Raw genomic sequence first — 11,884 nt, 5'->3', positions numbered from 1 at the left:
GCTGCCGCATGCGGCCGCGCAGAACGGGTTGCCCGACAACGTCGTGTCGATCGCGCCGGCGCTCGAGCCGCGCGTCGGCGGCGCGGCGCTCGGCGTGCCGCAAGTGAATGCGCCGGCACCGGAAGGCGCGGCGAAGGCATCGCCGTACTACTTCACGGACGGTTCGCTGCAGGGCTGGCAGGCGACGCCGCAGGACATCGTCGTGCCGTCGAACGGCCTTGCATCGCCGGAAGCGTTCGGGTTGCCGGGCGACGACGCGCTGCGCGCACTGCTCGCCGTGCATCGCGACGTGCCGGTATCGCGTACATCGGGCGCCGACGTGCCGCGCTACTTCATCGACGATGCGCACACAGCCGAGCCACAAGGCCAGTTGCATCGCGGCGCGCACCCGCCGTTCGACGTGAACGCGATCCGCCGCGATTTCCCGATCCTGCAGGAGCGCGTGAACGGCAAGCAGCTCGTGTGGTTCGACAATGCGGCGACGACGCACAAGCCACAGGCCGTGATCGACCGTCTCGCGTACTTCTATGCGCACGAGAACTCGAACATCCACCGCGCCGCGCATGCACTGGCCGGCCGCGCGACGGACGCGTACGAGCATGCGCGGGACACCGTGCGGCGATTCATCGGCGCATCGTCGCCTGATGAAATCGTGTTCGTGCGCGGCACGACCGAGGCGATCAACCTGATCGCGAAGACGTGGGGCGTGCAGAACGTCGGCGAAGGCGACGAGATCATCGTGTCGCATCTCGAGCATCACGCGAACATCGTGCCGTGGCAGCAGCTTGCCGCGCTCAAGGGCGCGAAGCTGCGCGTGATTCCGGTCGACGATTCGGGGCAGGTACTGCTCGACGAATACCGAAAGCTGCTCAACGACCGCACGAAGATCGTGTCCGTCACGCAGGTGTCGAACGCGCTCGGCACGGTCGTGCCGGTGAAGGAGATCGTCGATCTCGCGCATCGTGCGGGGGCGAAGGCGCTCGTCGACGGTGCGCAGTCGATCTCGCACATGCGCGTGGACGTGCAGGCGCTCGATGCGGATTTCTTCGTGTTCTCCGGGCACAAGATCTACGGGCCGACCGGGATCGGCGTCGTGTACGGCAAGCGCGCGATCCTGGACGACATGCCGCCGTGGCAGGGCGGCGGCAACATGATCGCGGACGTGACGTTCGAGCGCACGGTATTCCAGCCGCCGCCGAACCGGTTCGAGGCCGGCACCGGCAACATCGCGGACGCGGTGGGGCTGGGCGCTGCGCTCGATTACGTGAGCCGGGTCGGCATCGAGAACATCGCGCGCTACGAGCACGACCTGCTCGCGTATGCGACGAGCGTGCTCGCGCCGGTGCCGGGCGTGCGGCTCGTCGGCACGGCGCGCGACAAGGCGAGCGTGCTGTCGTTCGTGCTGAAGGGCTATGAGACCGAGGAAGTCGGGCAGGCGCTGAACGAAGAGGGCATCGCGGTGCGTTCGGGGCATCACTGCGCGCAGCCGATCCTGCGACGTTTCGGGCTCGAGGCAACGGTGCGGCCGTCGCTCGCGTTCTACAACACGTGCGACGAAGTCGATGCGCTGGTGAGCGTCGTGCGGCGTCTCGCGACGCGGCGTTGACGTCATGCGCTTGCGGCGGCCTTTGCGGGTCGCCGCAAGCGTTCCATCGCTAAAAAAGTCAGAACCGCACGACCTGCTTCTGCTCGACGCTGAAGCCGTCACGCAGCACGCTGGCCGAATCCGCGAAGTAGCGGCGGGTTTCCGACAGCAGGTCGGTGTTGCCGCGACGGCAGAACACGACCCCCGATCCTTCCTCCGTGAGCAGTTCGTCGATCAGCGATTCGGGTTGCCCGATATCGGCGAGATGGACGTTCTGCACGCCGTGTGCGAGCGCATCGAGCGCTTCCCGCACGCAGGGCGCCGCGGTGGCGGCCGGGTGCTCGGCCAGCCAGTGCTCGAGTTCGGTGATGCCGTACAGCCCGGCGAGCTCGCCGAGTTCGCGCAGCAGCGTGCTGTCGACCATCATCACCAGCGTCACGGCGCCCGTGCGCTGCGCGAAGAGGCTGCCGAGCCGTTCCGCGCGCAGCAGGTGGTCATGGCCTGCGTCGTCCGGGGCGACCGGCATCACGACGGGTACCAGTCCGTTCTCGAGAAACGCATTCAGTGCGGCGCCGTCGAAGCGGTCGACCGCGCTCGCGCCGGTGTGGTCGGCATCCACGCTTGCCACCAGCAGGCCGCCATCGTGACCGTCGATGCCGATCGCCCTGGCGCCGTGACTGCCGATCAGGCGCACCAGTTCATGATTGACGCCCGCCATCGCCGCGTGAACGGCGTGGATCGATTGCGTGCCGGATGCGGCCGGCACACCCTGGACGACGATCGGTCGAACGCCGGTAAGCGCGAGCAGCGCGACATCCTGCGCGAACGCCTGACGGGCGCGCGCATCGCTCGCGGCGCCGCCGTCGACGATGACGACGGTCTGCCCGTGCAGGGCCTGCATGAACGGCAGCGAGCGTGCCAGGCCGGCTACGCGACGGGACGTAAGAGTGGGACTTTCAGGGTCTGGGAACATGGGAATCCGGATGGATGAAGGGAGTGCGTGTTGCCGCACGGTGCGGCATCAATACGGCATCAATGCGTGCGTTGCATCAGCTGGTGAATCTCGTCGGGCGTCTGCGCGTCGCGCGATGCCTGCCGGAACGGGCGCTCGCTGAAGCACCGCGCCGCGTCGGCGAGCAGTTCGAGATGCGCGCGGTCGTCTTCCTTCGGGAGGACGAGCACGATGAATTCGCGAACGGGCTTGCGGTCCGGCGCGTTGAAGGCGAACGGATACTGCGCGCGAACGAACAGCGCGATGGCCGAGCGAAGCCCGTCGACACGCGCATGCGGAATCGCGACGCCCTGGCCGAGGCCGGTCGAGCCGAGTTGCTCGCGCTTGATCAGTTCGGTCCTGATCCGTTCCGCGGCGACACCGCTGCTGCGCTCGATATATCGCGCGACGAGGTCGAACAACTGGATCGCGCTTTCGACCGGTACGTCGAGCAGGATGTTGTCCGGCGGGCAGGCGTCGGCCAGCCGGGTCGCGAACGGCGCGCCGCCGCGTCGGTGGGGAAGGTCGGGTTGGCCGCCAGCGGCGGCCTGCTGCGTTTGCATGCGGATCTCTCCGTGTCGGGATGACAGGGAAATCCTAGACAAAAGCGCGTAAAGACGGTGTTAGATACGCGTGGGCCCGGCATTAAAATCGTATATCGATCGCCGATGGAAACGAGCCCGACACATATCGCTTCAGGTACCCGACAGCACGAACGGCAGCGTCGTCAGCAGGAAGACCGAAATGCCGACGACCGGTGCGCCGAACGCGATCGCCGCGAACGCAACCGCGGCGCTGGTCAGCACGAGCGTCCTCGACACCCGTCGGTGCCGGTCGTGTGCAGCCGCCCTGTCATCGCGGATTGCATCGGTCCGCGCACCGATCACGTGTTTCCAGAACGTCAGGCCAAGCATGTTTGCTCCTGTATGAAAGTTGACCGGGATAGGGCGCGCAACGCGCCTGCCAGGCGGGTCAGCAGCGCTTGAGCTTGAGCACGCGCGAGATCTGCCCCGGCGTGAAGCTGCTGTTGCGCACGTAAGGCGCGCAGTCGAGCGGGGCGGTGAGCGATTCGCTGACGACGTACTGGCCGACGAAACGGTACGCGTCCGTTGCCATGCGGATGAACACCGGAATCGCATTGCGTTGCGCGGCGAGCGTCCTGCCGGCCGCCCGCGCGGACGCGCTGCCGTCGCAGAGGATCACGTCGGGCGCGTGCGGGTTGAGGTCCGTGCGCAGGCACGCGGCCACGACCTTGCCGTTCTTCGTCGGCAGGAACGCCTGTTTGCTGCCGCCGCACGCGGAGTGGATGAATTCGCGGGTGTACTGCTTGTCGATCTCGAACATGTTCGGGCTCCGGTATCGGAAACTTCCGTGGGTTAAATCAGGTATGCAAAGCAATGCGACCGGATCGACATGCCGGATGCAGGGATGCCGATCGATCGTTGCCGGGGCGGCGGATCGATGGCGCGTCGCGATACGGGTTTTCGCGCGAATACGCTCGCATGGCGCGATGCGCGGCTAACGCATCGACGTCATGTTCAAGCGTGCACGGGAATGACTATGGCGCGCACCGTCCGCCTGCTGGCAGGACGGTGGCTCGGGAAAAGAGAGACGCAGGCGTCCTGCCGGTCAGGCAGAAAAGCAACTCGGAGGGCGAGGACTTCGGATGCGCATGTGCGTACTCGGTGAGGGATCGATTGCGAACACATTCTAGTGAACGCATGCGCGGGCGCAAGTAAAAAGGTCGTAAAGGTTATGCGGCCCGTACTACGTGCACTGCCACAGATGCGCGCTGGTGCGGCACGGCGCGCACCAGAACGTGTAGTTCGCGCCGCCGCTGCCCCACAGCCATTCGCCGCCGTCCGTTTGCGGAAGGTTGGAATCGAGCTGCATGACGAACTGCATCTTGCGGCCGCAATCCGGACAGTCGGGATACCACGCGGACTGGACCCACGACGGTGCGCCGCCGACGCGGCTCAGGTTCTGCCGGCTGTTCGACAGGCCCCATTCCTGCCGCGTCCAGCGTGACGGCGCAGCGAAAAGCGCGACGTCCGCCTCCAGGAATGGGGCCGCCGGATAGTCCGGCTGGATCGCGGTGTCGCGTTGCTGGGATGGGTGCGCACAGGCGTTGCCGGCGTCGTCATGGCGGTGGAACATCGGGCCGTCGCTCTCCCAGCCGGCACACGACAGGCAGGTGTCGAACGACACGGGCGTTGAGCTGTCGATGCCTGCGGCGGCGGGTTGCGGCAGTGTCAGCAGTCGATGCAGCGGCTCGTGACACAGGCCGCATCGATGCGACGACACGCCGCCAAAGCGCGCGCCTAATCGATGCGAGCCGCGCGCGTTCCAGGTTGGGTGATGCGCGAGAATCTCGCGGTTCCACTTCGGCTGGGCACGGCGTATCGGCGCGCCCAGCGTCGGTCCGAAGTCGATATGCAGCGGCGTTTCGCCGTGCAAGGCGCGCAATGTGTCGTGTTCCTGAGCGTAGCCGGCGGACATGAGCCAGTTGGCGCGCGTCCCAGGATCGTCCGGAAACAACCAGGCTGCCGCGTCACGAACGGCTGCAGGCTGTCGCGAATGGAGCAGCGCGACGGCGCGTGCATGCGCTGCCTTGTTACCGGAAGGGACCTCGGCAAGCCGGCCGCGCCATCCTTCGACCGTCGCCGGATCGAGCATCCGCCACACGTTGTCCTCGACGTACAGGCGCGGCGACTGCTTCGTGGTGTAAATGTCGACGAGCATGTCCCAGTGACCGGAAAACACCTGCGGGATCTGCGTTGCCACGCTCGACAACACGCTCGCGAGCCGTTCGTTCCACGCGCCGTTGCGGATGTCTTGCCACGCTTCGGTGGTGACTTTCTCGAGGGCAGTGTCGTCCATCAGGTCGAGCGCGGCATCGAGGAACGTCGCATGCGGCAACGCGCGATCGAACGACGCGATCACGAGGTCGGCGAGCGCAGCCGGGTTGTCGCGTCGCAGTGCCAGCATCTGCGACATCGGATCGTTGTTGGTCCAGCCGAGGCGTTCGTAGTCGTCGAGAATGGTTTGTATGGTCGGCATGGTGGGGAACGGTGAGGGTTCGAGGCGTGAGCGGAAGCTGAGTGGATCACCGTCCAGCGAGCATCCTTCCCCCGACCCCCATCAGCAGCAGGCCGGCCGTCGTATCGAGCACGGCCTTGCGTCGAACCAGCAGCCCGCGCACCGACGGGTGCGAGGCGAGCAACGCCATCGTGCAATACCACGCGGCGGAGATCGCCACCGACAGCGTGACGACCGCGAGATCGAGCCAGGCCGGCGCATGGGCCGGCACCATCAGCGCGAAGATGCTCCCGTAAAACGCGACCGATTTCGGATTCGTCATGCTGACGACGTAGCCCTTCTTCGCGGCGTGCCAGTCGGACGCGGCGGCCGGCGCGGCAACGGGCAGCGGCTTGCGCGCGGTCAGGATCATTTTCAGGCCGAGCCAGATCAGGTAGGCGGCGCCTGCCAGCCGCAGCGCCGTGTGGACCCACGCGACATGCGTGACGAGCAGGCTGAGCCCGGCGATCGCGATCGCCGCCCAGGTGCCGGACGCGGCGGCCAGGCCGAGGCCCGTCATCACACCGGCGCGGCGCGACTCGACTGCGGTCGACGTGACGATCACGAAGTTCGGGCCGGGGCTGGCGACGCTCAGCAGCAGGACGCCGGCAAGCGGAAGCAAGGTAGCGAGGGTGGTCGACATGGCGTGGAGGGCAGTGCGACGGGACGGGCGTTCATCTTACCCGAGCGCGGTCACCGGCCTGCCACGGCGCGGTTTGATCGATCCAATGAAAAAAAGCGCGTGACGACTTTCATCGCCACGCGCAGGGGGAGTCTGCAAGGTCGCGCGCATGCCGGCGAACCGGCACACGGCACACACGTCACATCATCAGAAATCGAACCCGGGCCCGCCCGCACCCGGGCCGCCCGGCGCCGCCGTCGGCGCCGCATCCTTCGGCGCCTCGAACACGGTCGCATCGGTCGTCAGCAGCAGCCCCGCGACCGATGCCGCATTCTGCAGCGCCGTGCGCGTGACCTTGGTCGGATCGAGCACGCCCGATTCGACGAGGTCGCCGTATACGCCCGTCTGCGCGTTGTACCCGAAGTTGCCCGAGCCTTCGGCCACCTTCGCGACGACGACGCTCGCTTCCTCGCCCGCGTTCGTGACGATCTGGCGCAGCGGTTCCTCGAGCGCGCGCAGCACGATCTTGATGCCCGCGTTCTGGTCGGCGTTCACGCCCTGCAACTCGCGGATCGCCTGCCGCACGCGGATCAGCGCGACGCCGCCGCCCGGCACGATGCCTTCCTCGACGGCGGCACGCGTCGCGTGCAGCGCGTCGTCGACGCGGTCCTTCTTCTCCTTCACTTCGATCTCGGTGGCGCCGCCGACCTTGATCACCGCGACACCGCCCGCGAGCTTCGCGACGCGTTCCTGCAGCTTCTCACGGTCGTAGTCCGACGTCGCTTCTTCGATCTGCACGCGGATCTGCTTCACGCGCGCTTCGATGTTCTTCGCATCGCCCGCGCCGTCGATCACGGTCGTGTTTTCCTTGCCGACCTCGATGCGCTTCGCCTGGCCGAGTTCGGCGAGCGTCGCTTTCTCGAGCGTCAGGCCCGTTTCCTCGGCGATCACCTGCCCGCCGGTGAGGATCGCGATGTCCTCGAGCAGCGCCTTGCGGCGGTCGCCGAAGCCCGGCGCCTTCACGGCGACCGTTTTCAGGATTCCGCGGATGTTGTTCACGACCAGCGTCGCGAGCGCTTCGCCTTCGACATCCTCCGCGATGATCAGCAGCGGCCGGCCCGACTTCGCGACCTGTTCGAGCACCGGCAGCAGGTCGCGGATGTTCGAGATCTTCTTGTCGTGCAGCAGGATGTACGGGCTTTCGATCTCGGCGATCTGCTTGTCGGGATTGTTGATGAAGTACGGCGACAGGTAGCCGCGATCGAACTGCAGCCCCTCGACGACATCGAGCTCGTCCGCGAGCGACTTGCCGTCCTCGACGGTGATCACGCCTTCCTTGCCGACGCGGTCGATCGCTTCCGCGATGCGCTGGCCGATCGATTCCTCGCCGTTCGCGGAGATCGTCGCGACCTGCGCGATTTCCTTGCTCGTGGTGGTCGGCCGGCTGATCTTCTTCAGCTCGTCGACGGCGGCCGCGACGGCCTTGTCGATGCCGCGCTTCAGGTCGAGCGGATTGAGCCCGGCCGCGACGTATTTCTGGCCTTCGCGGACGATCGCCTGGGCGAGCACGGTGGCCGTCGTGGTGCCGTCGCCGGCGGCGTCGCTGGTGCGCGACGCGACTTCCTTCACGAGCTGCGCGCCGATGTTCTGCAGCTTGTCCGCGAGTTCGATTTCCTTCGCGACCGACACGCCGTCCTTCGTGACGACGGGCGCGCCGAAGCTGCGTTCGAGCACGACGTTGCGGCCCTTCGGCCCGAGCGTGACCTTCACCGCATTCGCGAGAATGTTCACGCCTTCCGTCAGCTTGGCCCGTGCGACGTCGCTGAAAATGATTTCCTTCGCTGCCATGATTGCGCTCCGTTATTGGTTGACGACCGCGACGATGTCTTCTTCGCGCAGCACGAGAAACTCGTTGCCATCGACCTTGACGGCCTGGCCTGCGTACTTGCCGAACAGCACGCGCTCGCCGACCTGCAGGTCGGGCACGATGCGCTGGCCGTCCGCATCCTTGCGGCCGGGGCCGACGGCGATCACTTCACCCTGATCGGGCTTTTCCGCGGCGCTGTCGGGGATCACGATCCCCGACGCGGTGGTGGTTTCCTGGTCGAGTCGCTTCACGATCACGCGGTCGTGCAAGGGGCGTAGGCTCATTGGTTCGTCCTGTGCTGATCTGTCGAAATTGGCTGGCACTCTTTAACAGAGAGTGCTGACGAGTATAAAAATGCGCGGCGGCGCAATCCAATAACGGATTCCGAAATGCATTCGCGCCGTCGTGCAAAGCGCGTCGCCTCCGCTATTGCGACACGGCCTGCTGTGCGGCGGGCGTGCAGACCGGGCGGATCGTCTCGCCGGCGAGCACGCGCTTCACGAACGGAATCGAATCGGCGAGCGACGCGTTTACGGTGCCGTTGTGTTCACGGCCCGCATACAGGTGCGCCTCGACGGTCGTGCCCGCCGCGCATGCATCCTTCGCGAGCGCGAGTTCGAGCGGTGCGAGCCCGTCGTCCGCGCCCGCACCGATGAAGACGGGCGTGGCGATCTTCAGCGTCGGGTATTTCAGGTACTCATCCCACCACGCCTTCAGCCTCGCATCGCCGCCGGGCTTCACGGTGTTCGCATGCGTGAGGTGCGCGAGCGCCGCGTCGTCCTCGAGCGACGAGAGGCAACCGATGCGCGACTGTTCGAGGATCGGCAATGCGCGGTCGGTCAGCACTTCGTCCGCGCGCAGCGACGGGTCGATCTGCTGCGCGGAGAGCACCGAATAGAACTGGTACGCGAGTGTCGGATCGACGCGCTCGGGATCGCGCCGGTAGGCGCTTTCGAACTTCGGCAGCGACGCGAGCGTGGCGGGAGACGCGTTGTAGATCGTGCCGGTGGCAACCGTTGCGCGGATCGCGAGTTCGGGCGCATAGGCGGGTGCGTAGCCGGCCGCCGCGAACACGGCCGAGCCGCCTTGCGACTGGCCGACGAGCACGACCTCGTTCGCGAGGCCCGGCACGCCGCCGAGCACCGCGCGCACGCTGTCGAGCAGCGTGTAGCTGTTCGAGCGGTTGTTGAGCTGCGGATTCGGGCCGGGCGTGCCGAGCCCCTGGTAGTCGGTCGCGACGACCGCGAACCCTTGCTGAAGCCACGCGTTCAGGTAGCGCACGTCGCGATACGAGCGGCCGAACCACGACGGCGCGCAGATGTCGGCCATCCCGAACGTGCCGTGCGCCCACGCGACGATCGGCCAGCCGCCTGCCGGCGGCGTGCCGCGCGGCACGAACAGCGCACCCGACACGGCGATCGGCGTGCGGCCGCCGACGCCGTCGGTCGATGCATAGAGGATGCGCAGCTGGCGGCCGGCGCTCGCGAGCCCGAGCGTCGCTGGAAGCGGCTCGGAACGCAGCAGCACGCCGGGCGTCGCCGGAATGTCGCGGTCCCACGTGTAGAACGCGGACACGCGGCCGTCGCCCTGCAACGGATCGGGCACGGGAACGCGGCCGGGCGAAGCCGCCTGCGAGAGGAGAGACGATACGGCGAGCGCCGAAGCCAGCAGCGTGCGCGCGGTGTAGCCGCGCAGGGGGAGGAGCGTCATGGTCGGATGGGTGTCAGTGAAGTCGGATCGGACGCGCCGGACAGCGCGCGGCGCGGGCCGGTCACGACGCAAGTTTCGAACCAGCGCGGCCGTTGGGCGCGTGGCGCGAGGTACGACGGGCCGCAGCGTCGTACGGCGTGCCGCGCACGCTGTCAGCGGCTGCGCGTCGCGCAGCAATCCCGGCCGGCAGGCTGTTGCTCCCGCAACAGAGGCGCCCGCGCGAATCGCACGGCGCGCGTCGTGCAACGCGCACACGCACCGTGGCGCGGGCCTTCGACGCGTGCATGTCAGGCTGGCACGATTGCTGCTGATCCGGTGGCCGTGCGTCGCGGTGTTACGACATCGCGATGCGAGCTCATCCGTCCACCCGATCAAGGAAACCGTCCTCATGTCCGTTACCTCAACCATCGACAGCGGCGAACTCGTGGCATTCGTCGAGCGCGCCACGCGCGAATTCACGCAGGCCGAGCGCGTGCTGAAGGACACGCGCACGCTGTCCGCGACCAACACGTTCCAGGCGTTCCAGCGCGTGCCGGGCACCGAACTCATCGTCGCGCTGTCGGCGCCGAGCCCGTGGGCCGCGTCGCAGGAGATCCAGCCCGTCGTCGTGACGTTCGACGGCGACGTGCTGCACGGCGACGCGCGCGCGGGCGGCAACGGGCCGCGCTATGCGGACGTGTTCCGCGAGGCGCCGGAAGTCGGCGTCGTGATTCACGTGCACGGCCCGTACCTCGGTGCGTGGGCGAGCGCGCATCGCCCGCTGCCGATCCGCTATGCGCCGGCCGCGCGCTACACACGTGCCCGCGAGATTCCGGTGTACGTCGATCGTCGTCCCGGCGAGCCGCGCTTCATCGTCGACACGATCCGCCGTGACCCCGAGGTACCGGCGATCATCGAGGCCAATGGCGGCGCGACGTTCTGGGGCAAATCGATCCTCGATGTTTCGAAGTACATCCTGATCCTCGAGGAGGCTGCGTATTTCCAGGCGCTCGCGGAACCGCTCGGCGGCTCGCTCGAATTCGGGCCGGGCGCGCTCGAGCAGCAATGGAAGATGACCGGCCTCGCGTGACGCCGCGCGGCGGCCGGCGCAATCCGGCCGCCGTCATACCGATAGCTCGATGAATTGGTTCGTGGCCGGCGCGCACCTTGCTATCGTCGAACCTTCCCCGTTCAACACGCCGGTCGTGCCATGGCCATCTTCAGCTTGCTGGACCCGACTTCGCACGCAATCACGATTCGTGCGAAGGCGCTGACGTTCGACGATCCCAAATCGCGGGTGCTGCTCGAGCGCATCCAGCTCGTCGCGCCCAGCGACGCGACCGTGCTCGTCACCGGCGAGAGCGGCACCGGCAAGGAGCTGATCGCGCGCCTCGTGCATTCGCTGAGCGAGCGCCACGACGGTCCGTTCGTCGCGGTCAACTGCGGCGCGTTCTCCGAGACGCTGATCGAAAGCGAACTGTTCGGCCACGAGCGCGGCGCGTTCACCGGCGCGATCAACAGCCAGCCCGGCTGGTTCGAATCCGCGAATCGCGGCACGCTGTTTCTCGACGAGGTGGGCGACCTGCCGCTGTCCGCGCAGGTGAAGCTGCTGCGTGTGCTGCAGGAGCGCGAAGTGACGCCGGTCGGCTCGCGCAAGACCGTGAAGATCGACGTGCGGCTCGTCGCCGCCACCAACGTGAATCTCGAAGCCGCGGTGCGCGCGGGCAATTTCCGCGAGGATCTTTACTACCGCCTCAACGTCGTGAAGCTGAGCCTGCTGCCGCTGCGCGAGCGGCCCGGCGACATCGCGCCGTTGATCGAGCACTTCATCGACACCTATGCGAAGCGGCTGCGCGTGGCCGCGCCGACGCTGACCGACACCGCACGCGCCCGGCTGCATGCGCACGCATGGCCCGGCAACATCCGCGAACTCGAGAACGTGATCCACCACGCGGTGCTGATCTGCGCGGGCGGTGCGATCGACGTGAGCGACCTGCAGTTCTCCGCGCTGTCGCTCGCGCCCGATGCAGGCGACCCGCGCACCGCGGCGGC

12 protein-coding genes are annotated in these 11,884 nt (G+C 67.4%); 3 read left to right on the top strand and 9 right to left on the bottom strand.

Features of this window, described 5'->3' with window-relative positions:
- Positions 1 to 1,606 (top strand): family 2A encapsulin nanocompartment cargo protein cysteine desulfurase (locus G3O00_RS33985; protein WP_206145612.1); only part of this gene is annotated, 1,606 nt, incomplete at its 5' end.
- Between the two features lie 58 nt (positions 1,607 to 1,664).
- Here the strand turns inward: G3O00_RS33985 and G3O00_RS33980 are convergent.
- The 9 genes from G3O00_RS33980 to G3O00_RS33940 form a co-directional block, all read right to left on the bottom strand.
- Positions 1,665 to 2,558: an acetylglutamate kinase gene (locus G3O00_RS33980; RefSeq protein WP_206145611.1), complete on the bottom strand. Its 894-nt coding sequence runs from the start codon at positions 2,556 to 2,558 to the stop codon at positions 1,665 to 1,667.
- Positions 2,559 to 2,617: 59 nt separating this feature from the next.
- Entirely contained in the window at positions 2,618 to 3,139 is a 522-nt protein-coding gene (locus G3O00_RS33975; RefSeq protein WP_206145610.1) for a PTS sugar transporter subunit IIA, read from the bottom strand.
- A 132-nt stretch (positions 3,140 to 3,271) separates the two neighbouring features.
- A complete protein-coding gene (locus G3O00_RS33970) occupies positions 3,272 to 3,490 on the bottom strand; it encodes a hypothetical protein (RefSeq protein WP_011356211.1) in 219 nt (72 codons plus the stop codon).
- Between the two features lie 58 nt (positions 3,491 to 3,548).
- The gene (locus G3O00_RS33965) at positions 3,549 to 3,920 is read right to left on the bottom strand and encodes a DUF6697 family protein (protein ID WP_206145609.1); all 372 of its coding nucleotides are present in this window, start codon (positions 3,918 to 3,920) and stop codon (positions 3,549 to 3,551) included.
- A gap of 423 nt (positions 3,921 to 4,343) precedes the next feature.
- Positions 4,344 to 5,636 (bottom strand): hypothetical protein, encoded by a 1,293-nt coding sequence (locus G3O00_RS33960; protein WP_206145608.1) that lies wholly within the window; start codon positions 5,634 to 5,636, stop codon positions 4,344 to 4,346.
- A gap of 46 nt (positions 5,637 to 5,682) precedes the next feature.
- On the bottom strand, positions 5,683 to 6,297 hold the full coding sequence (locus tag G3O00_RS33955; RefSeq protein WP_206145607.1) for a LysE family transporter: 615 nt from the start codon (positions 6,295 to 6,297) through the stop codon (positions 5,683 to 5,685).
- Between the two features lie 186 nt (positions 6,298 to 6,483).
- Positions 6,484 to 8,124, bottom strand: a complete 1,641-nt coding sequence (gene groL / locus G3O00_RS33950) for a chaperonin GroEL (protein ID WP_174936601.1) — start codon at positions 8,122 to 8,124, stop codon at positions 6,484 to 6,486.
- Between the two features lie 12 nt (positions 8,125 to 8,136).
- A complete protein-coding gene (locus G3O00_RS33945) occupies positions 8,137 to 8,427 on the bottom strand; it encodes a co-chaperone GroES (RefSeq protein WP_011356207.1) in 291 nt (96 codons plus the stop codon).
- Between the two features lie 142 nt (positions 8,428 to 8,569).
- Positions 8,570 to 9,853 (bottom strand): alpha/beta fold hydrolase, encoded by a 1,284-nt coding sequence (locus tag G3O00_RS33940; protein WP_206145606.1) that lies wholly within the window; start codon positions 9,851 to 9,853, stop codon positions 8,570 to 8,572.
- A 388-nt stretch (positions 9,854 to 10,241) separates the two neighbouring features.
- On the opposite strand from G3O00_RS33940, the gene G3O00_RS33935 reads away from it, so the two are divergent.
- Both G3O00_RS33935 and G3O00_RS33930 read left to right on the top strand, forming a co-directional pair.
- Positions 10,242 to 10,922, top strand: a complete 681-nt coding sequence (locus G3O00_RS33935) for a class II aldolase/adducin family protein (RefSeq protein ID WP_166896462.1) — start codon at positions 10,242 to 10,244, stop codon at positions 10,920 to 10,922.
- Positions 10,923 to 11,042: 120 nt separating this feature from the next.
- On the top strand, positions 11,043 to 11,884 hold an 842-nt coding region (locus tag G3O00_RS33930), incomplete at its 3' end, for a sigma 54-interacting transcriptional regulator (protein ID WP_206145605.1).

It is taken from the genome of Burkholderia sp. Ac-20384, from assembly GCF_017104605.1.
In the GTDB taxonomy this organism is placed as follows: Bacteria; Pseudomonadota; Gammaproteobacteria; order Burkholderiales; family Burkholderiaceae; genus Burkholderia; species Burkholderia lata.
Note: the sequence above shows the minus strand (reverse complement) of the source record. Positions and strands in the feature narration are given on the sequence as shown.

What these genes read in the sequence shown, in the direction of transcription:
- G3O00_RS33965 (WP_206145609.1), bottom strand. Translation starts at nt 3,920, where the DNA reads ATGTTCGAGATCGACAAGCAGTACACCCGCGAATTCATCCACTCCGCG.
- G3O00_RS33945 (WP_011356207.1), bottom strand. Translation starts at nt 8,427, where the DNA reads ATGAGCCTACGCCCCTTGCACGACCGCGTGATCGTGAAGCGACTCGAC.
- G3O00_RS33955 (WP_206145607.1), bottom strand. Translation starts at nt 6,297, where the DNA reads ATGTCGACCACCCTCGCTACCTTGCTTCCGCTTGCCGGCGTCCTGCTG.
- G3O00_RS33970 (WP_011356211.1), bottom strand. Translation starts at nt 3,490, where the DNA reads ATGCTTGGCCTGACGTTCTGGAAACACGTGATCGGTGCGCGGACCGAT.
- G3O00_RS33975 (WP_206145610.1), bottom strand. Translation starts at nt 3,139, where the DNA reads ATGCAAACGCAGCAGGCCGCCGCTGGCGGCCAACCCGACCTTCCCCAC.
- G3O00_RS33935 (WP_166896462.1), top strand. Translation starts at nt 10,242, where the DNA reads ATGTCCGTTACCTCAACCATCGACAGCGGCGAACTCGTGGCATTCGTC.
- G3O00_RS33980 (WP_206145611.1), bottom strand. Translation starts at nt 2,558, where the DNA reads ATGTTCCCAGACCCTGAAAGTCCCACTCTTACGTCCCGTCGCGTAGCC.
- groL (WP_174936601.1), bottom strand. Translation starts at nt 8,124, where the DNA reads ATGGCAGCGAAGGAAATCATTTTCAGCGACGTCGCACGGGCCAAGCTG.
- G3O00_RS33960 (WP_206145608.1), bottom strand. Translation starts at nt 5,636, where the DNA reads ATGCCGACCATACAAACCATTCTCGACGACTACGAACGCCTCGGCTGG.
- G3O00_RS33940 (WP_206145606.1), bottom strand. Translation starts at nt 9,853, where the DNA reads ATGACGCTCCTCCCCCTGCGCGGCTACACCGCGCGCACGCTGCTGGCT.